Genomic DNA, 24,816 nt, shown 5'->3' on the forward strand with positions numbered 1-24,816 from the left:
ACCCGGAAGCTAAGCCCTCCAGCGCCGATGGTACTGCAACGGGGACGTTGTGGGAGAGTAGGACGCCGCCGGACAAACATCGCTGTTCAAGGCCCACCCCTCACGGGGTGGGCCTTGACGCGTATCCAGACCCTTTTCGGGCCCCTCACGGGGCCCTTTTTCACGCCCGTGTTGCCGTACCGCGAATGGCGTTTTCGGAGCATCCAAGTAGTGATCGCTGTCTGGTGTCGAAACCTGCGGTCTCACCCGAGGTTTCGACACCAGACAGCGATCACCACAAGCCGAGCCTCGACACCCGCGGCCGATCGATCATGAACCTGTGGGCACCACCAGGTGGCTACGGCGTTGCGCGGCGACGCGCGTCTGCCCGACGAACTGCTGGCGGTGGTGCGCCGACTCACCGGCGAACATGCGCACGCCGCACAGCCCACTGGCTGACCGGGGCTCCAGCTGCGCTTGGACTTCAGCCCGTCGGCGGTCGTCTCCCGCTCCGTACGCTGCAATGCAATGATGCAAAGGAACGGGGGTGGCCGGGAAAGTGGCCGCACACCATCTTCTGCCGCGGCCCATGCATGAACTGCCTTCGCCGTGGAACGACCTGACCCCGGAGCGCAGGCGGAGACTGGAGGAACTCCCGCACACCGAAGCCAACGAGCAGGCAGCCCTGAACGCGCTGACCGCTGTGCTGTCAGACATGCCGCCGGCGTCGCCCGGCGGCTGGAGCGACGAATCCTGGGAACTCTACTACCGGTTCCGTGCGGAATGCGGGCACCGGCTCGCGCAGGCAATGCCGGCAGCCGACCTGCTCACCCGTGAAGGCGTCATCGGCGTACTTCGCGAATGGGCGGAGAACACAGCCGGGTCTGTGCCGGACTGGTGGATCGAGGAACAGACGGACAGGATCCCCGGAACATGGGCCCGCGCCGTCCTGTCGGTCTGGGCATATGACGTGCTGTGGTGGTTGAAGCGTGAGCCGCAAGACGGGCGGCGCATCGCGGCGGTGGCCAAGCGCTGCATCCGTGCCGGCCTGTCGGCTCAGGACGCGGTGAACCTGCTCCATGCTCTCGGCGCGCCCCATGGCGAGAAGGCTCTGCTGCGCGTGGTGCGGGACGCCGGGGTGAGCGAACACCATCGTGCGTGGGCACGGGAGTGGCTCATCGCCATACGGCGGCCCGGCTACGACAGCCGCGGGCGGCAACAGGCGTACGGCGAGGAACCTCTGCTGCCTCCGGCTGTGCGGGAGTTGCCCCATGCGTGGGGGTCCGGCTTCCAGTGGCCGTCGGGCCTGCCGGAGACCGAAGAGAACATCGCTCGCGCACGGGCGGTTCTGGAAGCATGCGTGCCAGCCGTACCGGTCCCGGAACCCGCCCCCGCACTCTCATGGGAGGGAGACGAGGACGAGGAGCCGCCCGCGTGGCTTGAAGTCCGTTCGGTCATGTCCCGTCTGATGCCGTACGCGCGGCAGGTGACCCGCGAGCGCATGACCGAGGCGGTGCGGGAGTGCGCGCTGCTAGGCATACCCGGAACGCCGCAGGATCCGGAGGGTGAGCAGGCGCAGCGGTTCGTCCGGCGGTGGGTGACGTGGATCAGCGCCTGGATCGCGGGCGAGGTCTTCACGTGGCTCGGCATGTACGTCGACCACCACGTCCGTATCACCCCGTGGGCGATGGAACTCGCCGAGCGGTACGCGCGCCACGGCGTGGCAGTCGAGCAGGCCGTGGCGATGCTGCGCTGGCACGACACCGTTCCCCGCAGCAGTGAGGCCCTGTCCCGTATCGCGGCCGACGATTCATTGCCACCACAGGTGCGGGAGGCCGCCCGAACAACCCTCTAACGTGGGGCGTCGCGGATGAAGACCAGGGGGCCGGTGGAGAACGCATGCAGTTCTCCACCGGCCGAAAGGCGCCCCGGCACGGCGCAGCAGGCGTATCGCTAGGCGCGCATCACCGTGGCAATGGGAATGCGCGCCGCCCGGATCGCCGGAATCAGCCCGCCGAGCAGTCCGGCCACCAGTCCGGCGACGATCCCCGCAACACCGGCCTGCCACGGAAACTCCATGTCCAGCGGGATCGGCGTACGTCCGCTGAGGATCGACCCGACGAACTTCAAGGCGAGTGAGGCGACCCCGATCGCCGCGGCAGCCGTGAACAAACCGGTCAGCAGCGTCTCCGCCAGGACGATCCCGGCCAGCAAAGTCCGCGGGGTGCCCACCGCGCGCCGCAATGCGAACTCCTCGACCCGCTCGCCGACCGTTGCGAGGCCGACGTTGAGGATGCCGGCGACTCCGATGAGCAGTACCAGCCCGGCGATCCCGAGGAACACCAGCCGCACCAGCCGCAGCTGCTCCTCGATCGCCTTGCGGGCGTTGACCGGCTCGGCGCGTAGCTGGTCGGCGGGCACACCCAGGCCGACCAGGCGGGCGCGCAACGTCTGCTCGACGGCGTACGCGTCCGGCGCGAGCAGTGTCTCCACCCCGCCCATCATGTTCAGCGACGAGGCCGGCACCCAGTTCAGCAGTTCATCGACCCGGGTGTACGCCGTCGGCATCGGCAGGCCGTCGTCGACGACTCCGATGATCCGGGGCGTCGCGTTCGTGCTCGCGCCGTAGATGCGCATTTCGGCCGGCACCTGATAGCGGGCGAAACCCTTGGCGGCCTCCAGGTTGACCACGATGCCCGGCGACAGTGACGGCACGTTGGTGAAGTCGAGCCACTGCCCGGACTTCATCCGGTAGGGCCGGAACGGCAGCACGTCTCCGGTCAGCGCCGAGAGCCGCAGCTCGATCGCCTGGCCGTTCGGCGTCTGCTCCCCCTGCTCCGCCTTGTCTACCGGCTTGCACCCCCGTTCGTCGCAGATCATCTCCGCGCCAGGGCCGCCGCCGTAATAGTAGTCAGGTCCGCCGGCCTGCTGATCGAACGGAGCGCCACCGGGGTTGACCGGGTTCACGCCCGGCTCGCCGATGGTCACGCTGGTGCCGATGACGCCGACAGCGTCGCTGCGGCCCTTCAGCGTCTCCAGCGCCGCCGTCATCGCCCCGGCCTTCTCCGGCGAGACATACATCATCCGGGTGCCGTCCTTGCCGACCTGCAGCTCGATGTCCGCGAGCGCCGCCTGGTTCGCGGCCTCCGCGCCTGCCTGCACGACCACCACCGCCAGCACACCGAGGAACAAGCTCACGATCGACAGGAGGGTACGCGTCTTGCGTGCCCGGATGCCCTGACCTCCGATGATCAGAGCCGACCGCAGCCGGCCGGACAGGCGGATCATGCGGCGACCTCCGCGTGTGCGTGTTCGTGTGCGTATTCGTCGACGTCGTGCAACTTGCCGTCTTCCAGCCGTAGGACTCGGCCCATCTTGCGGGCGTGGTCCCAGTCGTGCGTCACCAGGATCAGCGCCCGGCCCTGCGTAGTCGCCTCATGCAGCACATCGATGACCAGGTTGCCGGTCTCGGTGTCCAGCGCTCCGGTGGGTTCGTCGGCGAGCAGGATGCGCGGTTGGCGTACCAGCGCCCGCGCGACCGCGACCCGCTGCTGCTCGCCGCCGGACAGCTTCGCAGGCCGATGCTTGGCCAGGTGCGCGATGCCGACCTGCTCCAACGCCGCCATCACCTTGGCGCGCCGCTGCCGCCGCGGCAGCCACCCCTGCCCGTTGACCAGCGCCATCGCCACGTTCTGCGCCGCGTTCAGATGCTTGAGGAGGAAGAACCGCTGAAAGACGAAGCCGAACTCGGCGCTGCGCAGCGCGGCCGCCTTGCGCTCCGGGATCCGCGAGATGTCCTTGCCGTCGATCCGGTACGCGCCGCCGTCGGGCCGGTCGAACAACCCGACGATACTGAGCAGGGTGCTCTTGCCCGACCCCGACCGGCCGAGCACCGCCACGCTCTCTCCGGCATGCACCGTAAGGTCCACACCGGACAGAATCGTGCGCGGCTCCTGCTGGCCCTTCAGTGTCTTCGTCACGCCGTCGAGTTCGATCAGTGGCGTCACTTGCTGATCACGCCTTCCGGGCCCTTGTTCTCCGGCTGCGCTGGCGGCAGATCCGGTCCCGGCACCGCGATCTTCTCCTCGCCGGTGAGCCCCGACTTGATCTCGATGACCTTCCCGTCCGTCAGCCCCAGCACCACGTCCCGCGTCTCGCGGGTGCCGTCCGGGCGTACCACGTCGACCAGGCCCTTGCCCTGACCGCCCGCCACGGCCTCCACCGGAAGGACCAGCGCGTCGGCCGCCCTGGCGGTGACGACCTCCAGCGTCGCCGACGCGCCGTTGATCAGCGTGACCCCGGCCGGCGCGAGGCAGACCAGCCGCATGCCGGTCGCCTCCGACGGCTGCACGTTCTGCTGCGGCGCCTTCTGCACCGGAGGCGCCGGCGACGCGCTCGGATCCGGTGCCGGGGGAGCGGGCGGCTCCGGCAACGTCCCTGACGGCAACGCCGCGATCGTGCCCAGCACGTTGCACGCGAACGGTCCGGGGCCGTTCGTGATCTGCGCGCGCACCGCCGTCAACGCCGCCGACAACTTGTATGCCTGCGCGCCGTCGATCTCGGCGACGATCGCATAACCCACGTGCTTGGCCGACACGACCGGCATCCCCGCCTGCACCGTCGACCGGTCGTCGACCAGCCGCCCGGCGAACGCCGCCCCCGCCGGTACGGTCACGTGATAGGCCTTGCCGCCCTTCCACACCGACGCGACCCGGGTCGCCTTCTTCGGCGTCGACGTCGGCGGCTGCACGTTCAGATAGCGGATCTGGCCCGACACCGGCGCGACCAGCCCGAACACCGGGTTGATGGACACCTTGCCGGTCAAGCTCACCCGGTTGGTGAGCTCCTGCCGCGTCGGCTTCACCGTCGTCATCACCGTGCCCCGAGCCGCCAGACCCGGCGTCTCCGCCGGCGTCTGGTTGCCGGAACAGCCTGCAGCCGTTGCCGCCGCCACGACGGCAGCCATCAGGCAGATCAAAAGTCTTTTGCGCACCGGGTCCCCTCACTCGCGCATCCAGCCGGCCATCTAGCAGACGCCGCAACACACCTCGGCGTTGTCTCAGCGTCCGGCCATGGCGCGCTGACCGTAACCGGGAATCCATCATTCGCGCTGTCCCTGTCGTCACCGTTACCGCTCAATGAGCTCTGGTGAGCACAGGGTCAGTAGTCCTACCTTGCGGTGGGACGGTCCCGGTCTGACCCGCGGTGGCGGTGCCGGGTTGACGCTCCTGCGCCTCCTGCCCGCGGGGGCGGGTCTTCTGGATGGCTCCACGTCCTGCCACCGGGCCACTCCCGGCAGTGCCGACATGCGCGAGGGCGGCGAGGTTCTGGGCGGCGTCGAGGTCGCGGTCGAGGACCAGGCCGCACACATCGCAACTTTGAATGCGCTCGTGCAGGGCGAGTTTGGTTTCACCGCGCCGCAGCTTGAGCAGGTCTTGGAGGACGGATACCGGCGGTCGGCCACGATCAGACAGGGCTCGCCGCGCCCCGCCCCTGAACAGGCATGACGACGTCGGGCTGAAGGCGCGGCGGGACCTTGGGGAGGGTACGGCTTCGACAGCCGTAGCCGTACCCGAAGGCCCCGCCGTCTACTCGGCATTGAGTCCGATCTTTCCGACGCCGGCAGCGCCCGCCTGCGTCGACCCCATACTCGACAGGAGCGAGCGATGTCGCGGCTGACGCGGGCGAAGAGGATCAGGCGTATCGATAGGGTAGGGCGTAGATGTGACGGACAGCGGTCGGCTCACCGGCGATGGTGAGAGGGCTGCCGAGCGACCGCCTGGGCAGGAACGCGATGACCTCCATCCCCGCCGGTGGAGTCATGGACGTGGCTGGATTGGCGACGGTCCACGTGCCGCCGGCGATAGCGGTCAGGGACCGGTTCAGCTCCGCGGCCACGCCGTTGGTGACCATGATCTTGGTACCCCGAAGTTGACCCAGCACGGTGGCCACCGGGGTGGCGCCGTCGGCGGCGGATCGGTAGGTCCCGGCTGGGGCCAGGATGCGGTAGCCGTAGACGACGCCCTGACCGGTCAGCCCGAAGCCGAGACCGGCTACGGCCAGCAGGTGCCCGCCACGGACAGGTGCGCCGCTCGCGGCGACCGGCATTCCCGCGGCTAGCGAGGCCGCACCGATCGCGGCGGTCCTCAGCAGGGCGCGTCGTGAGACGTGAATGTGCACAGTTCTCCTTCAGCGAAGGGTGAGCAGGGCGCGGGCCAGGGCACCCGCGATGGGGTAGTCGAGTTCCAGTTCCAGGAACAGGAACTGTCCCGAAGGGTTGACCTCAAAGAAGAAGGGCGTCCCGTCCGCCGAGACCCGCACGTCGATCGATCCGGTACGCAGACCGAGCGCGTCCATGAGCCCGGCAAGCCGGTCCTCCAGCCGCGGATCGAGGTTCGTACGGGTGTAGCTGACGTTCTCATCCGCCCGCCAGTCGACGAGAGCATCCCGCTCGCTGTCGACCGTCGCGGCGAACATCTCACCGTCGACCACTGTGATCCGTAGATCCGTGCCGCGCTCGATGCACTCCTGCAGGATCACCGGGGCTTGGCGCAGCGCGTCCTGCCTGCCCTCCAACCCTTCGACGACCCGCGTCTCGCCCAGCTGATTCGCGGGCGGGGTCAGCGGCTTGACCACAGTCCGCCGACCCTTCCGCCTCCCGGTCTCGATGAACTCGCCCGCACGGACTGGATCATTGGTGACCAGGGTTCGTGGGATCGTCAGTCCCACGCGTCGGGCCGTCGCAAGCTGTACCACCTTGAGGCCGGCCTTATGCTCCGCGGCCGGGTCGTTGACGATCTGCAACGCGACCGAACGCAGGTAGCCGTAGAAGGCGGCGTCCCACTCCGCGCCGATGAACCGGCGGAACTCCCGGTTGCTGATGTGATCTGCGGCGATCGCTTTCACCGGCCTGCGCCACCAGACCGACGTCGCGGTGTCGGCGACGGGGCCGGCGGCAGGTACCGACAGTTCATCCCCGGAGTCGAGGCCGTATGCCAGACTCTGCAGAGTCTCGCGCGGATCAGCGATCGTACAGGGATATCCGAGCAGTTCCACTTCCCGTTTCACCGCGTTGGCGTGCAGATCGCCGCTCGGGGCGACGATCGTGACGGACTTCGGCTCGACCTGGCCGCTGTATGTGAACATCAGTCGTCCGTCATCCGGATCGGGTCCGAGTCGGACTTGTCGCCAGTGCCACCCGTCGCGCTCGACATGTAGCTGGCGGTCTCGGTCGCAGCGTTCGAACCGACCGGCACCGGCAGGCCCATCTGCTTGAGCTTCTCCATGATGTCCTTGAACCGCTCCAGTGTCTTGTCCGTGTAGCTGGCGTGCTCGACATACCCGTCCGGGTTCTCCAAGACCAGCGGCGCGACGCCGTCGCGCACCTCGGGCAGCAGCAGGAGTCGGTTGTTCGTCTCCGCCACCGCAGTGGTGCTCACCAGCATCCGGCTCGATCCGACGGGACCTACCGACGAGTCGCTGATACCCAGCACCGCGTCGGTGGGCAGCTTCAGAACCACACCGCCGGTAAAGATGAAGATCTCCTCGGCGTTGCCGGCCTGAAGCGTGCCGACGAGTTCGACAGTCTCCTGCTTCAGTCCACCGTCGGGCACCTCAGGCCAGACGAACTTCTCCGGCACACCTCTGGCTGCCAGGTATTTCAGAACATCGTTCGAATCTGCTGCCATGACTGGCGCTTCCTCTCGTAGATCTGAACGCGGTGTTGCGCTCAGAGTGCTGTCGTGCTGATGACCACAGCGATCAGGGCGGGATGCGAGGCGGGTTGGCGCTGACGAAAGCGTTCGAATTGCCTGCCGTCGGACGGTGCGCGACTGTCACCGAGAGCGAGACAGCCTGCCGCCGCGCCACCGCCCACTGGCGCAAAATCACCCAGGACAGAACGGGGTGGGTACCCGCTAGATCTGGCCGCCGGTGCCGGTTTGCCAGAAGACCTGCCAGGTGGACCAGGACCGAAGGACCAGGTTCCCGTCGTTCTGCAGCACCAGCTCCGGGCTGGGGCCCGCTCCGACGGTGTTGGACGCCCATACCGCCGCGGCGGTGGGCGCGGAGCTGTTGTAGACGACCAGGTTGCCGTCCGACTGCATCCGCGTTTCTCGGGTACTCATGCCGTAGACGTTGGTGTGGTACGTGCCGGCGGACCACAGCACGCTGTTGGCGGGCCCGTACAGGACCAGGTTGCCGTCCTGCTGCTGCATCAGGTGGAAGACCTGGTTGTACGAGGCCATGTAGCGCAGCGTGGCGAGACGATAGTTGGTCGGCATGCTGCCGGCGTACGTGTAGTAGCTGGGCTGCTCGGACAGGCCCATCAGCATCCGGACTACCGAACCGTCCCAGCGTGCAAGGTAGAAGCGCCCCTCGTCGGTGACCATCAGCTTGGTCGCACCGGAGCCGCCGGTGTTCGACGCCCAGGCGACGCTTCCGTTGGGACGGTAGATGACCAGGTTGCCGTCGCTTTGCATGAAGACCGCGTTGCCGGGCTGGCCGCCGGTGTTGCTGGCCCACCAGTCGTACGGGCCCCGGCAGATGTTGGGCTGGGACCACCCGCAGGGTGAGGGCCCGTAGGCGACCAGGTTCCCGTCTGTCTGCATCAGCAGGCCGAAGCGGCCGTCGGGTGACAGGATGTACTGACCCGCCGACAGACCCATGTCCACGTTGAGCTGGGTGCCGATTCTGGTCGCTCCGACGAACGCGCCCGTCCGGACGGCACCGGCATGGGCGGCCGGGGCGTTGACGACGACCGAGATCCCGGTAGCGGCGACAGTTCCGGCGACCATCACGGCCAACCGGCGTCTCCACCTGAGTCGTTGCATCGTACTCCTCCTCGGTGATGTGGCGCGGTAACGGTTCTGATGGTCGCGGCCCGGCGGCCGCCGCGCGTCAGCCTGACGCGCTACCCCGGCGGTCCACCCCGGATGAGCGGTGACGACCGCCGGATCCACCTGCGGGCGTAGTCGGACGCCGATACCCGCTTGGGGCCGTGGGGGAAAAGCTCTTGAGCTGACTCGGACCGTCTCAGAGGGACGTGGAGCCGACCGTTCGCGATCATGGCAGTACGAGATGTGATAGGGGACAACGGCTCATGTCGACGTCCGGGTGTCCATGCAGGAAAGGTCGCGCCGCCACGGAGTCCGTGACGGCGCGACCTCGTACCAGATGGTGCTTGTCTACCTCAGACGGCCGTTCTTGCCGATGCGGACAGCGTCACCGTCCAGCCGGCCGACGCTGGCCAGTGACGTGCCGCCGTTGGCCTTGACCCCGGCGTTGGTCGGCGGTGTGCCGCCCAGCCTGATGATCATGGCATCGGTGTCGCGGACGAGTACCGCCCGGATTTCGGCCTCGGGCACCAGCGAGGTGTTCAACGCGAGCGCGCGGAACTCCTTGAGCTGGTTGATGGCCTTGGTGTCGTTGCCGTTCGCCTCGGCCTGGCGGGCGGCGGTCAGCTTGGCCGTCAACTTCTTGTGCGCGTTGGCCGACAGTCGGCTGGTCGCCTTGAACCGGTCCAGCAGGTTCTGCATGTCCCGGAGCGAGGTTGTCACGTAGAACCGCACTGTCGAGACCGTCTTGTTGCCGGCCTTGTCGGTGGCGGTGACCGTCAATTCGTGCAGGCCGAGGCGCAGCTCGTACATGGCCTGCAGGGTGCCGGTCGCGTACGGCGAGCCGTTGAGCGTCCCGACGACCGACGCGATACCAGAGGTCGGATCGACGGCCTGGAAGGTGACCCGGACGTCCTGGCTGTCGCCGTAGAGCTGGCCGTCGGCCAACCCTGCCACGATGACGGTCGGCTGGTTGCCGTCGACCTTCAGGTTGGCGGACTTCAGCGTCTCCACGTTGCCGGCCCCGTCGGTGGCCCGGTAGAGCAGCTCGTGCTGCCCGTCGCCGCCGATGTTGACAGGCTCGGTGTAGGGCGTCCACGCCCCGCCGTCGAGTGACCACTCCAGCTTGGCCACGCCGGCACCGGCGTCGGTGGCGGCGAGCACCACCGGCACCTGCCCGGCGTGCCAGCCGTCGTCGTTGGCCGGTGCGAACGTCGCCGTGGTGATCGGCGCCGTGACGTCGACCTTCACCTCGACGGCCTTGGCCTGCTCGACGTTGCCTGCGGTGTCGGTGGAGCGGTAGCGCAGCTGGTGCGCTCCTGTCCCGCTGATCAGCACCGGCTCGGTGTAGGCGGTCCATGTCGTGGCGTTGTCGAGCTGGTACTGGGTGCTGGCGACGCCGCTGCCGGCGGCTTCGTCGGCGGCGGTCAGGGTGACCGTCGGCGACTCGGTGTACCAGCCGGCGGTGGCCGCGCCGGTTACCGCTGCCGTGGTGACCGGCGCTGTGGTGTCACCGGCGCCCGGCGTGGTCAACCGGAAGTAGTCGAAGCTTGCCGGCTTCGACGCCGTCTGGTTGGCGCCGAGCGTGAACAGCCCGACCTTGGGGGTGTCACCTACGACCGTGTTGGTCAACGGCTCCAGCGCCGTCCAGGTGGTGCCGTCCGCCGAGTAGGAAGCCGTGTAGACGCTGCCCACCCGGGCCAGCCGCAGGTGCCATACCGCGCCGGTGAGGTTGGTGATTCCGGGTTGCGGGTTCTGCACCACACTGGCGATCTCGCTGCGGAACTCGATCCGCCGGCTGACCGGCGAGCCGGCCGTGTTGTCGACGATGTAGTCCAGCTTCAGGTAGTTGTCGTCGTCGAGGTAGACCATCAGGCCTGCCTGCTGGTACTGCTCGTTGAGCTGGCTGCCGTCCACCTTCGTCTCCAGCGTCCAGTCGCCGGACGGCGCGTTCTGCAGGATGAAGTTGGTGGGCCCAGTGTTGTTACCTGTGTAGATGTCCCCGTTGGGCACATCGATCTCCAACTTGCCGCCGGCGACCCGGTGCTTGCCGGCGTCCTCGCGGACCACCGCGTTCCACTTGCAGCGGTCCAGGGCTGACCCGGCGAACTCGTCGGACGGGTCGATCGGCCCGGCCGGAGCGTCCGGGGTGAGCTGGAACCAGTCGAACGCCGCGTCGACGACCGGCGCGGTGGTGCCGCCGTTGAGGGCGAACATGCCCACCTTCGGGTTGACGATGCCGGCCAGCGCGGCCGACTGCCCGACCGGCGCGAACGTCACGCCGTCAGCTGACCAGGCCGCCGTCAGGTTCACGCCGTCACTGATCAACCGCAGGTAGGCGGTGCTGCCGAGCTCTGCCGGGGCGCTGACCGCGTCGGCGGCGCCGTTGCGCGGCGTGCCGGCGGTCTCCCGGATGAACTCGAACTTCCTGGAGCCGCCGTACAGCAGGTCCAGCTTGGCGTAGTTCTCGTCGTCGCCGTACACGATCAAGCCGGCCTGCTGGTAGTCGGCCGCCACGGTGACAGACACCTTGGTGGTCGCCTGCCAGGCGCCGTCCGGCGCCGGCTGCAGGATCAGGTTGGTCGCGTCGTTGCGGGCGCCGTAGAGGTCGCCGGCCGCGGTGGGCAGCAGCAACGTGCCACCGGCCACCGAGTAGAGCTGGTTCTCCCGGACCACTGTCGACCAGCGGCCCTTGTCCAGTGCCGTGCCGTCGAAGTTGTCCGACCGGGCGCCGAGGCAGGCGTTGTTCGGCGCTTCGACCCTGACGACCACATTGGCGTACGACTTCGCGCCGCGCGCATCGGACACGGTCAGCGTCGCCGTGAACGTGCCGGGGGTGGCGTAGGTGTGCGTGGCGTTGGCGGTGCCGGCGGTGGCGCCGTCTCCGAACTCCCACAGGTAGGTCAGCGGGTTGTCGCCCTCGGCGTCGGTCGCCGAGCCGGTGAAGGTGACCAGCACCGGCGCGGTGCCGGTGGTCGGCGTCGCTGACGCGGTGACCACCGGCGGCGCGTTGTCGGTCACGCCGCGTCCCAGGAAGTCGACCCAGTTGACGTTGAACAGCGAACCCGTGCCGGTGTCGCCTACCGGGTTCTTCGCCACCAGGAACAGCGGCCCGGTCACCGTGCTCGGGCTGCTCAGCGTCGCCGTGGCATCGGTGAAGGTCTGCCAGCCGCCGGTGCCCGGCACTGTCGCGGTGGCGAGCACCGGCCCGTCCGCCGCGCCGACCCGTACCTCGATGCGTCCACCGGCGGCGTTCGACGCCACCCGGAACCGCAGCGCGTCGATACCGGTCAGGTTCACCGGGGCGAACGACCAGAAGTCGCCGTCCTCGATGAAGCCGATGTTCTGGAAGCCGCCGGCGGTGTCCGTCGTCGTCTCCAGTTGCACGCCCGGGTCGCCGCCGCCGACGCCGTCCGGAGCCCGTCCGGTGGCGGTGAAGTACTCGGCCTGCTTGCGCTTGGGCTGCAGCTGTTCGATCGCCCTGCCGGTCAACGCGTTGGAGCCGCCGGCTCCACCGGCATCGGTGTAGGTGGCCTCGAACACGGCGAACACGTTGGCGTCAGCGCCGTGACCGGAGGCCAGCGACGTCTGCACGGTGCCGGTGCACCCGGTGTACGACTGCAGAGGGTGCGCGTGCTGGTCGTGACCCAGGTAGTACTGCAGCCTCACCCGCGAGCAGTCGATCGTCCCGTCCTCCGGGTCGGTCACCGCGACGGTGTACTTGACCTGGTCACCCCACTCGAAGAAGCCGCCATCGGGCGGGAACGAGATGGTGACTGTCGGTGCCGTGTTGCCGACCGTGATCGTCACGTTCGCGACGGCCGTCCGGTTGGCGGCGTTGGTGACCGTCAGCTGCGCCGTGTAGTCACCGGCAGCCGGGTAGGTGTGCGAGGGGTTGGCCGCGGTGGAGGTGCCACCGTCACCGAACGTCCACGCGTAGCTCAGCGCCCCGCCGTTCGGGTCACGCGACCCGGCGCTGGAGAACTGCACCGTAAGCGGCGCCGGTCCGGAGTCCGGCGTGCCGGTCGCGACCGCGATCGGGGCCCGCTCGCCCGCTATGTAGTCGATGCGGTAGATCCCGGAGTCGCCGTTGTTGCCGCCGAATCCGGTACCCCACTCGACCAGGTAGAGCGCGCCGTCCGGACCGAACTCGAAGTCCATCGGCCGCAGGAAGGTCATGCCGCTGAGCATGTTGTTGATGTCGACCAGCGACTTGCCGTCGGCGGCGACCTGGAACGCGTACATCTTGTTCTGGTTCCACTCGCCGAACATCGCCTTGCCGTCGTAGTACGCCGGCCACTTGCGCTCGGAGACGAGGTCGGGGTCGTAGCGGTAGACGGGCCCGCCCATCGGCGCGCCGCCGCCACCGATCTCCGGGAACAGCGCGTTGCCGCTGTAGTCGTAGTCGACGGTGGCGCTGACCGCCGGCGGGAGGTTGGTCAGACCGGTGTTGTTGGGCGAGTTGTTGACCGGCGCCGCGCAGTCGAACTTCGCGCCGGACGGTCCGCTCGGGAAGGTGTAGTCGTTGTAGGCGTAGTTAGCCCCGTGGCAGTACGGCCAGCCGTAGTTGCCGGGCTGGACGATGTTCCATTCGACGGTGCCTTCCGGGCCGCGGTTGGGGTTCGCAGCGCCCGCGTCGGGGCCGTAGTCGGCCACGTACAGCGTGTTCGTCTTCGCGTCGATGCCGATCCGGAACGGATTGCGGAAGCCCATCGCGAAGATCTCCGGCCGGGTCATCGCCGTGCCCTGCGGGAAGAGGTTCCCGCTCGGGATGGTGTAGGTGCCGTCGGCCTCCGGGTGGATGCGCAGCACCTTGCCGCGCAGGTCGTTGGTGTTGCCGGCGGTGCGCTGGGCGTCATAATTCTGGCGCCCGGCCCGCTCGTCGATCGGGGTGAACGAGTCGGACTCGAACGGGTTGGTGTTGTCGCCGGTGGCCAGGTACAGGTTGCCGGCGCTGTCGAACACCATCGAACCGCCGGCGTGGCAGCAGGTGGTGCGCTGCGTCGTCACTTCCAGCACTACCTTCTCGCTGGCCAGGTCGATGCTGTCGCCGCTGACCGTGAACCGGGAGATCCGGTTGCGCGTCACACCGTCGTTGGGCGCGTAGTACAGGTAGACCCAGTGGGTGGTGGCGAAGTTCGGGTCCAGCCGGATGCCGATCAGGCCGTCCTCGTTGCCGGTGAAGACGTCCAGGTCGACCGCGGTCACCGTGGTGCCGGTGGCGGGCTTGATGATCTGCACCCGGCCGTCGCGCTCGATGTAGAAGACCCGACCGTCGGGCGCGATGTCCAGCTCCATCGGATTCTGCGTGTTGCTGTCCAGCGTCACCTTCTCGTACCCGCTGGTCAGCGACGCGCTGCAGTCGGAGTCGAGCGCGCCGGCCGCGGTCTGGATGCCGCCGAGCAGGTGAGCCAGGAATGAAGGCTCGGTGTACGACGCGATGGTGTGACCGATGCCGGTGTACCAGGACCGGCCGCCGTCGTAATCCTGGCACCACGCGATCGGGTGGTCGGCGCCCATCGCGCCGGTGCCCGGCGAGTAGGACCGCTCGTCCAGACTGGCCAGCACGTGCACCTTGCTGCGCGGGTTCGCCTGGTAGTTGTACCACTCGTCGACCCGTGACCACTGCGCCGGCAGAGAAGCCGTGGACGGGTGCGCCGGGTCCTCGACCTTGATGGTCGCCTGCTGGTTGTTCGGGTGCGCCGAGAAGTAGGCGCCGACCAGGCTGCCGTACCACGCCCAGCCGTACTCGGTGTCCGATGCCGAATGCACGCCGGCAAAGCCGCCACCGGCGCGGATGTAGCGCTCGAAGGCCCCCTGCTGAGCGGCGTCGAGCACATCACCGGTGGTCGACAGCCAGATCACCGCCGCGTACTGCGCGAGGTTGGCGTCGGTGAACGCGCCGGCATCCTCCGTCGCGGCAACCGTGAACCCGTTGTCGACGCCGAGCTGCTGGATCGCCGCGATACCGGCGGGAATGGAATCATGCCGGAACCCGGCGGTCTTCGAGAAGACCAGCACCGAGAACGGAGCAAGCGCCGCATTGGCTTGATGGGTGGTTGCCGGCGCGGCCTGCGCGGGCGACTGCCCGACGGCAAGCGCGGTCACGGTCATGGCGAGCGCGAGCACCGAACCTAGGAGTGATCGCGCTCTGACATTCGGATGGCTGCGGCTGCGACGTTGTGCGGACACGAAGAGTCTCCAATGCCTGGACGGGACTTCAGGGCCCGCCGCGGCTCGCCGAAGACCAATGGGGGTAATAGTTCATGCCCTGAACAAACTAGCGGCGCTGCCGAAGTTGTGGTCAGAATGATGCCGGTCAATTTAGTAACGTTTCGATAACACGCCCGACACCGGCAAAGTCCGCACTGGTCAATCCCTTTAGGATGCTGTCAAAGCCGGGCACGACCACTTGCCATCGAGCCGCCCGACGGCCACGGGTACTACTACGCTACGAAGATGTCCCAGGCCTACGTGTACGACCCGTGGACCGACTCGCGCGCGAGTCGCAAGACGATCCATACGTCCACGCTGTACGACGCTGGAGCAGCGCTCCAGCATGGCCTCGTCTGGTGAAGCCGTTTCGAGTCGGACGAACGGCGGCTGCGCTCGGCGTGGTCGCCGTTTTCATCGCCCTGGCCGCCTGCCAGAGCGACGGAGGCGATCCAACGCTGCGGCTGACTCAGGTCACCGACGTTGCGGAGTTGGGTCTCGCGGGTGTGATCTCCGTTGACCACGCGTTCGGGCTGCCGGCCGGCGTTCGCGTGGCTCACTACGGCGCCCACACCGACGGCACGCGGGTCGTCTTCGGCGTAGACCCACCGGAAGGGCGGCGCGCCGGCGCGGCCGGCAGCTACGGCATCGTCACGCTGTCCGATGGTCGCCTCACGTTCCGCGACGCGAGCCAGGCCGGCGCCTTGACCGACTACCTGGCGATCGTCGCTGCCGCGGGTGGCAGTCATCTCATTCGCGTCGAGGCGGTCGAGCTGCCGCCGGCGCAATGCCCCGACATCCCCGTGACCTGCTATCGGTGGCGCATCACCGACGAGCTGATGACGGCCGGTAAGCCTCGCGTGATCGCTACCGGAGACCGACCGACCGCCGCCAATGAGGTGCCACAGCCGGTGACCGACGGCAGCGGGGTGGCGTGGCTGACGACGGACCACGGCATCGCGCAGGTCTGGGCCTACCAGCCAGGCGGCGAGCCCCGCCGCATCGGCGCCCAGGTGCGGCCCGGAATCCTGTCGGCCACCGCCGACCAGGTCTGGGTCGGCACCCCCGTGGGCGATGCCGCGATCTACCGGCTACCCCTCTCGGGTGCGGCAGCCGCAATCCGTGTCGCGCTCCCGCCGACCGCTGGATTGGCGACCGTAGCCGGATCGCGAGTGGCGTTCCGCGTCGACGAGAGCCCGCAGTCGCGAGCGCTGTGCGTGGCCGACCTGCCCGACCCGCACACCTGCCGGAAGGTCTTCGCGGCACCTGACATCTATGCGCTGTACTGGCTTGGTCCGGACGCCCTTCTCGTCTCCGCGCCGGACGGTTACAGCCTGGTTCGCCTCGACGGAACGATCTCCCGGCTACCGCTGGACCACCTCTACCTCGTGCACTCCGATGGCGGCCGGTTGGCGTTTGTCGAACAGCTCGGTGACATCCAGGTCCTCGTGGTCGGGCATCTGGAGTCCTAGGCACGCCCTCGGCTCGGTCGGCGGACCGGCAGCGGTCGACGCGCTGCTGACGCTCGCCGCAGATCAGGACCCACAGGTGCGCGCCCAGGCAGTCAAAGCGCTTGCGAGGTGTAGGAGTACTTGCAGCGGTCACCGGTCGGAGCGACGAACCCGTCGACGCGGACAGTGGAGGCGCAGGTCCCGGGCGGCGACCTGCTCGGCGTTGGGGGCCAGCACCGTGGTGACGGCAGGTGTGAGCCGGGTGAGCAGGCGGGACGCGGTCGGCTGGGAGCAGGCGAACAGTTCCGCCAGCAGTGCCTAGGACAGGTTGTGGCGCAGATAGAGCAGGACGACCAGCACGGTGCGGTAGAGGCCGACCCCGCGGCGGCGGGCCGGGTCCAGGTCGACGCGGGCGTAGACGTCGAGCAGCAGCCGGTCGACTTGATCGCCGGTCAGGCCCGTCATAGCCTCTACCCGCGACGGTCTGTCCGCGAAGATCTTGTGTGTTATCACTTGCCGCGCAGACCCAGGGTTGTCCGCGGATGGCTTCTGAGCGAATCCGTGTCCGATGGTCGACATTTGACGCGTGCCGACGCAAGCTGCGAGCAGGCTGGATGCCTGGTGAGGGCTGCCCACGGCGAGACCTGGCGGTCATGGTCAGGCCGCAACATGTGACTGCTGGCAGCCGCTAATCGTCGGCGGCGGGTGCGGTCCGCTGAGTGCTGGTGAAGGAGCTGCGGTGGACGGTCAAGTCGTCACCTTCTACTCATACAAAGGCGGTTCGGGCCGTACTATGGCGCTGGCTAACGTCGCATGGATCCTTGCTGCCAACGGCAAGCGTGTTCTCGTAGTGGACTGGAACCTGGAGGTACCAGGCCTATATCGGTTCTTCATGCCGTTCATTGGAGCCGAGGCCCTTTCGAGTACGCCCGGTCTAATCCAGCTGATTCAGGATTATGAGTGGGCGACGACCCGTGCCGATTATCACTCTGGCACCGGCAGGAACTGGCTCGAGCGGTTCAAGGAACACGCCAGTGTCCGAAGATATTCGTTCTCGCTGGATTGGCGTCGGTTTCCGCTGGGGGCAACGCTGGACTTCCTGTCATCGGGACAGATGAGCCCCGGATATGTGTCAACTTTGATGGGGCTAGACTGGCAAGACTTTTACGAGCTCCTAAGGGGTGGGGAGTTCGTCGATGCGTTGCGCGCAGATATGAAGCAACATTACGACTATGTACTGATCGATAGCTGCTCAGGGTTGTCCGACACGGCGGACATCTGCACCATTCATCTACCGGACACTGTGGTCGCGTGTTTTACCCTCAGTGACCAAAACATCGACGGGACAGCGCAGGTCGCGAGGACCATCCATGAAAAATACCGTGAGCGGAACATCCAAATCTTGCCAGTGCCGATGCGCGTTGACCTCGCGGCGATGTCAAAGGCAGATGCTGGCCGAGCGCTTGCCCGGAGGCGATTCGCCAACCTGCCAAATAGGATGTCTGATGTGGAAAGACGAGCCTATTGGCGAGAGGTCGCGGTGCCGTATCAAACGTATTACGCCTACGAGGAACTGTTGGCTACCATCGCCGACGGCAACAATACTGAAGGCACCCTTCTGTATGCTTATGAGCGTTTGGCAGGTTATATCACCCAGGGTGAGGTGACTGCGCTGCCGCCACTGGATGATGCGATCCGTAGCCGCTTGGCGGCGAGGTTTGAGCGCCCGCTCATTCGCGCCGAGGATGAGGATGCGGGCATTGACGTCGAGCGCCAGTGATGAAAGGAGCGTCGGCCCGTCGCTTTCGTGTACATCGCGAACGATGTAGCGCCTCGAGAAGGTCATTATCCAATTCGTAGGTGGTCATGCCAAAGTGGCATTCCGCATAAGACTCAATGTTCTAACTCGTCCTCTGGCAGAGGGGGTGCCTCAGCCTCTGTGAGATGTGGCCGAGTTGGCGAATCGTCTGGCGGCCGTCGTGCGCTCAGGAATTGTCGCCGGTTGCGGACTACCATTCTTGAAATGAGGTGCTCAAACTCTCTTGCCTCACGAGCAAGTTGGTGATGCGTTCCTGCGAGGGCGGCCATTGCCTCGCGGGCCAGTTCGGCGCCGCGAGGCGCATACTGCGGATCAGTGTGGTCGATGACTATCAAAACCGACATCGATGTATTGACAATGCTGGTCACGGTTTGAAACATCGAGCGCCCATCTGGTCGTGCAAGAATCCAGGGGTCCACCAAAATTACGCCAGGTGAGGTTTCAATCAAGTGGTCGCCAACAGCGAAGTCAACGATCCTCACGGGCATCCTGAAACTGCGGGCGATACCTGCGGCATATTCGGCGACTGACAACTCATGAGCGCTGCGATACGGACGCCACATTGCGCTTCGTAACCCGTAGGGCGCTGTGTGCCGCGACGAGGGAAGGCTGGCCTCAGTCGGTGCGATCACCGCGATCACAAAGGGCGTATCCGGAGAGTCCGCGGTCGCCATACCGCTAGGCGGCAGCGGCAAGTCCTGTGCGACGGCTCTGCGCTCGGCGGCGTCGACAATCCGGCGTGCCAGTCGGCTCAGGATGAGTTCGTAGCTGCCGCGATGCGTGCTCAACCTGCGCATCGTCTCGAGGCCGAGTCGAGCGTACTCGGGGATGTCCCAGCCGAGTTCTAGCGCCCGGCTGAGGTCGCTGACGTGTTCGCTCGCGCCCATTGGTAACCAAAGTACGGGCTGTAGGCGATGTGGTATGTCATCGGGCACCGAGTGAAATACGCGCTGAAGGAACTGGGCTCGTTGAAGCCGCGCCGAGCTTCGGTCCATGTACTCGGGGGAGTAGAGCTGCACTAGCACACGGGAGCCGTCGAGCGCTTGCCGAACCGAGTTATCCCCTTCATGTCCACTTGCCCCAAAGTCGGCGAATCCGACGTTCATGTCGTTGGATGTGGTCGCGAGGCTTCGGACCTCGTGGCTGAGTTCTCGGTAGAAGAGGCGGATCCAGTGATCGCCGCCCGTGGCTCGCGATCCGGAGAAGCTCAGGAAGAAGTAGTAGTTCCGATGAAAGTTGGACTGGTCAGGATCGGAAAGGGCTGACGTTGTCTCTAATGACTGGCTTGATCCATTCGAGCCGTGGGCCGCAGCACTATCGACTAGCCATGTCTGTCGAAATGCGGTTGTTGCCAGGCGCAGTCTCTCAAGTTGTTCTGTGCTTACACCTAGCGGCGGCCCGATAAAATTCAGCCAGGGGTCAAAGTGACCGGGTGGAGTGTCCCCGCCTTCACCCACCAGATCAGCCAACGCCAGCAAACCCGGCACACCCCATGCAGGCGCTATCTGCCAGCCGACCTCCTGCAACACTGCCGACACGGAGTCGCCGGCGAGCACTGATCCAGTTATGGCCGCAGCGGCATCGTGGACAGAGTCGAAAGGCACTGCCACCAACAGTTCGGTCAGCTGCCACTCGGCATACCGCTGATATAGCGCGGTCAACTCACTGGGGGTTGGCAGGACCAGGCTCATCGCTGATAGGAGTACTTCAACACCGTCGGGAAGCCGCTCGCACGCTCGAACAACACGGAAGAAATCGAGCCGGGGTGCGTCGTTCCGGCTTACGCCCAGTGGCCCCAATTCCCCCTCAACCAACTCGATGCATGCCGTCCATGCGGCGGTATTGTGTAACGCCATCGCCAGCATGGAATCCACCATGGCGTTGACCACGGTCACTGGCATGCGCACTTTCGGTGCCGGTTCTGAGCCAGCGGGCATGGTTCGGCGACGCGTCGGCAAAAGCGACCCAAGCGAGTCCAGTACAACGCGGGCAACCGGCCCCGCCGTACGATCGGCTATGGTGGCGTAAAGAGCCTCACAAATACTATCCAGGTCGTTGCCTGGTACGAGTGCGAGCACACCGAGTTGGTGAACAGCAGCGATGCGGTCAGCGTCGACCGGGCTCGACAACGCGGTAACGGCCTCGGCCACACCGTCCGCGGCTTGGGTTTGGCTGTCGTCATGAATCTGGCGCTGCATCACCACGAACCATTCCCGTGCCAGTTCCTCCGTGCCGGCTTCGCCGACGGCAGCAGCCTCGGCCAGCCAGCCTGCGGCACGATGCGGGTCAATTATGTTAAGCACGGTGAGGCGTTGCGCGTGGCTGAGCTCCGGCAGGTGACGCCATGTCGGGTGGGTGAGCGTGTAACGTTCGAGCAGCAACGCGACCTCACGTAGCCGCCGCGTGCCGTGTTGCGCGAGTAGCCCGTGTAACAGGAGGCGCCGTGCCTGGGGGTCGATCTCATACAGGCCGTCGCCGAGCTCGTTCACCAGCGGTGAGAGCAAGAGGTCTGCTTCGCATTCGTACGTCAGTGGAACAGGCGTGTCGAGGAAGAAGTTGATCCGCAGCAGGTGCACGAAGCCGGCGTCCAGTGCAACCGCGACGGCCGCGTGACAGGCTAGATCCATCACTGGCAGGGACAGCTTCTGTCGTGCCGCAATCAGACTCTCGACTGCGGCAGGCGCCTGCGGCCAGGTTCTCATCGTGCGGGCTCCGCCGGTCTGCCTCGAAGCACGTCGACAGCCGCATACATGCCTTCGCGGGTGAGGGAGAACATTGGCACCTGGCGTGCAATGTGCTCGGCGGTCGTCCGGCTCCAACGCTGGGATTTGAGCGGGTTGAGCCAGGCCATAGCGGATCCAATGCCACGCAGGGTAGCGAGCATGGCGACGGTGTCCACGACGCGGGTGGCGCTCCAGCAGCCGCGCGCCGCGCCGGCGTCACTGATGATCAGAACGCCGGATGCTTTCGAAATGCTGTTTAGTTCGAGCGGCGTGACGAGTTCGGCGTCACGGTAAAGTCGTCCATTTCGTAGGGGTGTGATCTGCCTGGCGATGGCATCCAGGGCAGGAATCCACGGTTCGGGGAGCTGATCGATCAGGTCGTGTTGGGCTGACCGGCCGAGGACATTGCGGAAGTACGCAGTACTGACGGCGTCCAGTTGTGCGTGCTTCGTAATCGCATACAGCACGTGGTCGGTGTAGTCGTGAAATGGCGTCATCGAGCCGCGCCGGTCCACAAGCACAAGCACACTGGCGGTGTTGCGTCGCGTCGCGACGATCATCGGTGGGGTCGCCACACCGCTGCGGGCGAATTCGTGCAGTGTGGCCGTAGGGTCGAGTTCGACAGCTGGACCGTCACGGCGCGGGCGGCGTAACCGCCGCCAGATCTGTGCGATCTCACGCTGTGAAAGCGGGTAGTGCGGGTGGTAGATCAGGGAAGGGTCCTGCTGTGCGGCGATCGGTATCGCAGGCAGCCGGTGCCGGCCTGGCCCCTTCGGCACCCGTCGTGCAATCGTCACATCTAGTGCTGGCACTTCTTGGAGCTCAATTCCGGGCTCCGTTGCGGCGATCGCCGCGGGGTGAGATGCGATGCCGGAGCCGTTTACGCTGGTATGGCCGCTGTCCACCGACGGTGACGCGAGGTTCCATCTCGGCAGCTCCGTGCGTGCGAAAGCCGATCTAATTGCATCGCCCTCCTCGCGCGTTGTCGCCCATAAAGCCACACATACTCGCACCAGATCCGTGTCGGACTCTAGGCCGAAGCCGGCAGACAGCGCCCGACGCAGCGCGACGCACTCGTCGATACCTAGCAGAAGCCCTTGCCGCCGCACATGACTGATGACCTCGTAGAGGAAGTCAGGCAGCCTCGCCGTCATGGCTGAGCCAGCCACTCGGTGACCCGCAACTGGTCGCTGTGCTGTTTGAGCAGCGCCCCCCGGTGCGGAAGCTGTTCAACAGATGCGGGATCGACATCGCGGGACTGCATGTAAATGGCCCAGTCCAGCAGCTCGCTCAACCCCGGCTGTTTCAGTAGGTCCAGCTCCTGACGCAGCCGCAGTAGCATGTGAGCAGCCTCCCGTCGGAGCGGTGCGTTGTCGACTCCGTGCAAGCCGAGGACGGCTTCCAAATCCCGCGCAGAGGATGGGAACTCCACGTAGTGAAAAATGCAGCGGCGTAGGAATGCTCCTGGCAGAGCCTTCTCCTCGTTGTTCGTCACGACGATGATTGGTCGAACGTCGGGCGCGCTGACGGCGTACCGCATTGAGGGCGCCTCGGCGACCTCGAACGCAAGCTGATCGATCTCGCGGAGTAGATCATTGGGAAAATCCAGGTCAGCCTTATCGATCTCGTCGATGAGCAGGACCGATCGGCGCCCATAGCAGGCACGAACGATGACACGGCCCAACGGGCCGAGGCGGATGTAATCGCGCGCGTTGTCGAACTTGCGCCCACCCGACTCCTCCGAACCACGCTGAAGCTGCGCGTCGTAGAGGCGGCTCACCGCATCGTAGGTGTACAGCAAATCCTGGCCACGGCTGGTGGACTTGACATGGGCCTCCTCAAGCGGTAGTCCCAGCGTGTAGGCGACGTGGTGGGCAAGGCGCGTCTTGCCTGCGCCGGGATCGCCTTGAAGTAGCAGCGGTCTACCCAGGGCCATGGCCATGTTGACCGCATTTTCCAGATCGTCGCTAGCGATGTAGGGCTCGCGCCTGACTATCTCGGTGGCGAACCCCTCTGGAAGTGGGTCGCAGCCGGTCACCTCCACCTCACGTTCAGCGGGCTGCGTTGAGTCCCGGCTGAACCGCTGAGTCGGATCCACACTATGGCGGCTCATCGCGCCACCCTCTCCTCCAGCTGCTCGCGCAGCAACTCGGGCTCATAACACACACGCCGGATGGACGTGCGTAGCAGGTCGTATGTGAGCGGAATACTGAGCTCATTGCCGTCGGTGGCCTCCTCCAACAAAATCTCCGCCCAGGCTTCTGCCAGCCTCGACGGCCACCGCTTGAATCGCGTCACCTCACGAACCCACGCCGCCAGGTCATCGGCCTCGAACCGCGGGGAAGCAAGCCTAGTGACCCCAGCTGGGTAAACAACGCTCGGGTCACCCGAGAACATGACGATGAGCCACTGCCTAGTATCGGCGAGCAGGCCTTGTATCTCGTCCCAGAACTGGGCCACGCTGCTCTCGGATGCGTCATGTACGAGCACCGGACAGACTACGTTCATCCGACTTCCCGCGCCCGTCATGTATCGCTGCACGTTGCGGACGGCCGCGCTCACCGACGAAACCGTCGGCTTGAGGGTGATCCAGTCCCTGCACTCGATCTCGCCGAAATAGGATGGCAGCCAGTCACAAAGCCGTCGCATGACCGCTGTCTCGGGGCAGGCGATGCCGAATCCGAGCAGCCGACTGTCTGTGTTGCGTTTGGTTTCGAGGATGACAGACTTCAGCGCATCAAGATCGAAATGAGCTGTATCCAGCAGTTGGAGCATCGGCGACGAACTTCGCGGAGCCGGAACCTGTACCCGTAGGCGGAATGTACGCACCACACGACCGATGGGTACCGCGTACAAGACATTGGCCGCAGCCTTCCGCCTTTCGCGCTGGAGGCGCTCGGTCACCTGTTCGACAAGGACGCCGATCACGGCACCATCGACGGTGACAGCACTACCGGAATAGCCTCCGAAGCTGCCGACCCCGACCTGGTCCACCTCCAGCTGCAACACCTCCACCTCGTGCCCCGAAGCATTGGTGATGACGTGATCGATCGCCGTGACGGTTCCTGACAGCAACGGATCACTAGCAAATGGACGAGACGACACCCGCCAGCGCGAATCGGAAACGACATCAGCCAGCTCGGGAACCAACGTCAGCGATCTCGACAACCACAGCATCGCCACATCGATCGTCGGATCACGTTGGACGCGGTCCACAGCGATCCGATTGCCAGAACCAGTGACGAATGCAAGCGTGGTTTCATCGTGGTCGCGGACCACATGCGCCGCGGTTGCAACCACCCGGTCGGTCAAGCAGAAGCCTGAACCGAGATCGCGGGTGCTGCCGACGATCCTGCCATCGATCATGCTCGTTGGAAGGTGACGGTCACCTCGAACGTCGCCTCACTCGCCGCTTTGGACAGTATGACTCCGGCTTCCGCAGCCAGTGTTATGCCGAACGACGCCGAGACCTCATGCACGCGCCACCGTGGGTTGGCCGGAATGTCGTCGAGGCTGGCACTAATGGCGCTGGCTCCCGCTGTCACCGCGCGCTTGACGTCGGCGACCCTGGCGACAAGTCTCTCAACTGCGTGCGCACCCCAGTCGATCTCACGTCCAGTTGAGATCTCTATGACCTGAACGACAATTTCCGAGCCGTTTTGCTCGACGGGCTCCGGTGCGTTCTTGTGGTTCAATGCCATCAGCCATTATGGCCAACTGTGCGCCTACGCGCTGACGCAAACCCGACAGGTATCGACGTCACGCTGCTGAAGGTGAACTGAACGTCGTCGATGCGG

At 66.1% G+C, this 24,816-nt stretch carries 18 protein-coding genes and 1 rRNA gene; 5 read left to right on the top strand and 14 right to left on the bottom strand.

Features of this window, described 5'->3' with window-relative positions; genetic code table 11:
* Together rrf and HAV39_RS13580 are read left to right on the top strand one after the other, a co-directional pair.
* Positions 1-74: ribosomal RNA gene (gene rrf, locus HAV39_RS13575) — 5S ribosomal RNA — on the top strand; the annotation flags it as partial.
* A 452-nt stretch (positions 75-526) separates the two neighbouring features.
* The gene (locus tag HAV39_RS13580; protein WP_191839580.1) at positions 527-1,834 is read left to right on the top strand and encodes a hypothetical protein; all 1,308 of its coding nucleotides are present in this window, start codon (positions 527-529) and stop codon (positions 1,832-1,834) included.
* A 98-nt stretch (positions 1,835-1,932) separates the two neighbouring features.
* Here the strand turns inward: HAV39_RS13580 and HAV39_RS13585 are convergent, their stop codons facing one another.
* Genes HAV39_RS13585 through HAV39_RS13595 form a run of 3 tightly spaced genes read right to left on the bottom strand, consistent with a single transcriptional unit; the run spans position 1,933 to position 4,945 of the window.
* Positions 1,933-3,267 (bottom strand): ABC transporter permease, encoded by a 1,335-nt coding sequence (locus HAV39_RS13585; RefSeq protein ID WP_191839581.1) that lies wholly within the window; start codon positions 3,265-3,267, stop codon positions 1,933-1,935.
* The gene (locus tag HAV39_RS13590) at positions 3,264-3,986 is read right to left on the bottom strand and encodes an ABC transporter ATP-binding protein (protein WP_191839582.1); all 723 of its coding nucleotides are present in this window, start codon (positions 3,984-3,986) and stop codon (positions 3,264-3,266) included. The genes HAV39_RS13585 and HAV39_RS13590 overlap by 4 nt, the downstream gene beginning before the upstream one ends.
* Positions 3,983-4,945, bottom strand: a complete 963-nt coding sequence (locus HAV39_RS13595) for an efflux RND transporter periplasmic adaptor subunit (RefSeq protein WP_191839583.1) — start codon at positions 4,943-4,945, stop codon at positions 3,983-3,985. The genes HAV39_RS13590 and HAV39_RS13595 overlap by 4 nt, the downstream gene beginning before the upstream one ends.
* A gap of 253 nt (positions 4,946-5,198) precedes the next feature.
* On the opposite strand from HAV39_RS13595, the gene HAV39_RS13600 reads away from it, so the two are divergent.
* The gene (locus tag HAV39_RS13600) at positions 5,199-5,486 is read left to right on the top strand and encodes a hypothetical protein (RefSeq protein ID WP_191839584.1); all 288 of its coding nucleotides are present in this window, start codon (positions 5,199-5,201) and stop codon (positions 5,484-5,486) included.
* Between the two features lie 187 nt (positions 5,487-5,673).
* Here the strand turns inward: HAV39_RS13600 and HAV39_RS13605 are convergent, their stop codons facing one another.
* From HAV39_RS13605 to HAV39_RS13625, 5 genes are all read right to left on the bottom strand, one after another.
* Positions 5,674-6,159 (bottom strand): hypothetical protein, encoded by a 486-nt coding sequence (locus HAV39_RS13605; protein ID WP_191839585.1) that lies wholly within the window; start codon positions 6,157-6,159, stop codon positions 5,674-5,676.
* Positions 6,160-6,168: 9 nt separating this feature from the next.
* Positions 6,169-7,125 carry an MvdC/MvdD family ATP grasp protein gene (locus HAV39_RS13610; protein ID WP_191839586.1) on the bottom strand — a complete coding sequence of 319 codons (957 nt, stop codon included), beginning with the start codon at positions 7,123-7,125 and terminating at the stop codon, positions 6,169-6,171.
* Complete coding sequence (locus HAV39_RS13615) at positions 7,125-7,667, bottom strand: hypothetical protein (protein WP_147433017.1); 543 nt, start codon at positions 7,665-7,667, stop codon at positions 7,125-7,127. Before HAV39_RS13615 ends, HAV39_RS13610 begins: the two co-directional genes overlap by 1 nt.
* Before the next feature lie 228 nt (positions 7,668-7,895).
* Positions 7,896-8,810, bottom strand: coding sequence for a hypothetical protein (locus HAV39_RS13620; RefSeq protein ID WP_191839587.1), 915 nt, complete (start codon positions 8,808-8,810; stop codon positions 7,896-7,898).
* A 354-nt stretch (positions 8,811-9,164) separates the two neighbouring features.
* The gene (locus tag HAV39_RS13625) at positions 9,165-14,927 is read right to left on the bottom strand and encodes a ThuA domain-containing protein (RefSeq protein ID WP_191839588.1); all 5,763 of its coding nucleotides are present in this window, start codon (positions 14,925-14,927) and stop codon (positions 9,165-9,167) included.
* A gap of 458 nt (positions 14,928-15,385) precedes the next feature.
* On the opposite strand from HAV39_RS13625, the gene HAV39_RS13630 reads away from it, so the two are divergent.
* Positions 15,386-16,498: a hypothetical protein gene (locus tag HAV39_RS13630; RefSeq protein ID WP_191839589.1), complete on the top strand. Its 1,113-nt coding sequence runs from the start codon at positions 15,386-15,388 to the stop codon at positions 16,496-16,498.
* A gap of 297 nt (positions 16,499-16,795) precedes the next feature.
* On the opposite strand, the gene HAV39_RS13640 is transcribed toward HAV39_RS13630, so the two are convergent.
* Positions 16,796-16,942, bottom strand: coding sequence for a hypothetical protein (locus HAV39_RS13640; protein WP_191839591.1), 147 nt, complete (start codon positions 16,940-16,942; stop codon positions 16,796-16,798).
* Positions 16,943-17,216: 274 nt separating this feature from the next.
* Here HAV39_RS13640 and HAV39_RS13645 point away from each other — a divergent pair, with 274 nt between their 5' ends.
* Positions 17,217-18,257: a tyrosine-protein kinase family protein gene (locus tag HAV39_RS13645; RefSeq protein ID WP_239120629.1), complete on the top strand. Its 1,041-nt coding sequence runs from the start codon at positions 17,217-17,219 to the stop codon at positions 18,255-18,257.
* A gap of 113 nt (positions 18,258-18,370) precedes the next feature.
* Here the strand turns inward: HAV39_RS13645 and fsxC are convergent, their stop codons facing one another.
* From fsxC to HAV39_RS13670, 5 genes are read right to left on the bottom strand one after another with little or no spacing between them, the layout of a single operon-like run.
* Positions 18,371-20,998 carry an FxsC protein gene (gene fsxC, locus HAV39_RS13650; RefSeq protein ID WP_191839592.1) on the bottom strand — a complete coding sequence of 876 codons (2,628 nt, stop codon included), beginning with the start codon at positions 20,996-20,998 and terminating at the stop codon, positions 18,371-18,373.
* Positions 20,995-22,173, bottom strand: coding sequence for a VWA domain-containing protein (locus HAV39_RS13655; protein WP_191839593.1), 1,179 nt, complete (start codon positions 22,171-22,173; stop codon positions 20,995-20,997). Before HAV39_RS13655 ends, fsxC begins: the two co-directional genes overlap by 4 nt.
* Complete coding sequence (locus HAV39_RS13660) at positions 22,170-23,132, bottom strand: AAA family ATPase (protein ID WP_191839594.1); 963 nt, start codon at positions 23,130-23,132, stop codon at positions 22,170-22,172. The genes HAV39_RS13655 and HAV39_RS13660 overlap by 4 nt, the downstream gene beginning before the upstream one ends.
* Positions 23,129-24,385, bottom strand: a complete 1,257-nt coding sequence (locus tag HAV39_RS13665) for a S1 family peptidase (protein ID WP_191839595.1) — start codon at positions 24,383-24,385, stop codon at positions 23,129-23,131. The genes HAV39_RS13660 and HAV39_RS13665 overlap by 4 nt, the downstream gene beginning before the upstream one ends.
* Positions 24,382-24,720 (bottom strand): CU044_2847 family protein, encoded by a 339-nt coding sequence (locus HAV39_RS13670; RefSeq protein ID WP_191839596.1) that lies wholly within the window; start codon positions 24,718-24,720, stop codon positions 24,382-24,384. The genes HAV39_RS13665 and HAV39_RS13670 overlap by 4 nt, the downstream gene beginning before the upstream one ends.
* Positions 24,721-24,816: the final 96 nt, after the last annotated feature.

Source organism: Catellatospora chokoriensis (assembly GCF_011297315.1).
Lineage (GTDB): Bacteria > Actinomycetota > Actinomycetes > Mycobacteriales > Micromonosporaceae > Catellatospora > Catellatospora citrea.

Bases quoted from the DNA above. Each gene is read 5' to 3' on its own strand.
- HAV39_RS13585 (WP_191839581.1), bottom strand. From the start codon at position 3,267: ATGATCCGCCTGTCCGGCCGGCTGCGGTCGGCTCTGATCATCGGAGGT.
- HAV39_RS13595 (WP_191839583.1), bottom strand. From the start codon at position 4,945: ATGGCTGCCGTCGTGGCGGCGGCAACGGCTGCAGGCTGTTCCGGCAAC.
- HAV39_RS13610 (WP_191839586.1), bottom strand. From the start codon at position 7,125: ATGTTCACATACAGCGGCCAGGTCGAGCCGAAGTCCGTCACGATCGTC.
- HAV39_RS13615 (WP_147433017.1), bottom strand. From the start codon at position 7,667: ATGGCAGCAGATTCGAACGATGTTCTGAAATACCTGGCAGCCAGAGGT.
- HAV39_RS13620 (WP_191839587.1), bottom strand. From the start codon at position 8,810: ATGCAACGACTCAGGTGGAGACGCCGGTTGGCCGTGATGGTCGCCGGA.
- HAV39_RS13625 (WP_191839588.1), bottom strand. From the start codon at position 14,927: ATGACCGTGACCGCGCTTGCCGTCGGGCAGTCGCCCGCGCAGGCCGCG.
- HAV39_RS13640 (WP_191839591.1), bottom strand. From the start codon at position 16,942: ATGACGGGCCTGACCGGCGATCAAGTCGACCGGCTGCTGCTCGACGTC.
- fsxC (WP_191839592.1), bottom strand. From the start codon at position 20,998: ATGAGAACCTGGCCGCAGGCGCCTGCCGCAGTCGAGAGTCTGATTGCG.
- HAV39_RS13655 (WP_191839593.1), bottom strand. From the start codon at position 22,173: ATGACGGCGAGGCTGCCTGACTTCCTCTACGAGGTCATCAGTCATGTG.
- HAV39_RS13660 (WP_191839594.1), bottom strand. From the start codon at position 23,132: ATGAGCCGCCATAGTGTGGATCCGACTCAGCGGTTCAGCCGGGACTCA.
- HAV39_RS13665 (WP_191839595.1), bottom strand. From the start codon at position 24,385: ATGATCGATGGCAGGATCGTCGGCAGCACCCGCGATCTCGGTTCAGGC.
- HAV39_RS13670 (WP_191839596.1), bottom strand. From the start codon at position 24,720: ATGGCATTGAACCACAAGAACGCACCGGAGCCCGTCGAGCAAAACGGC.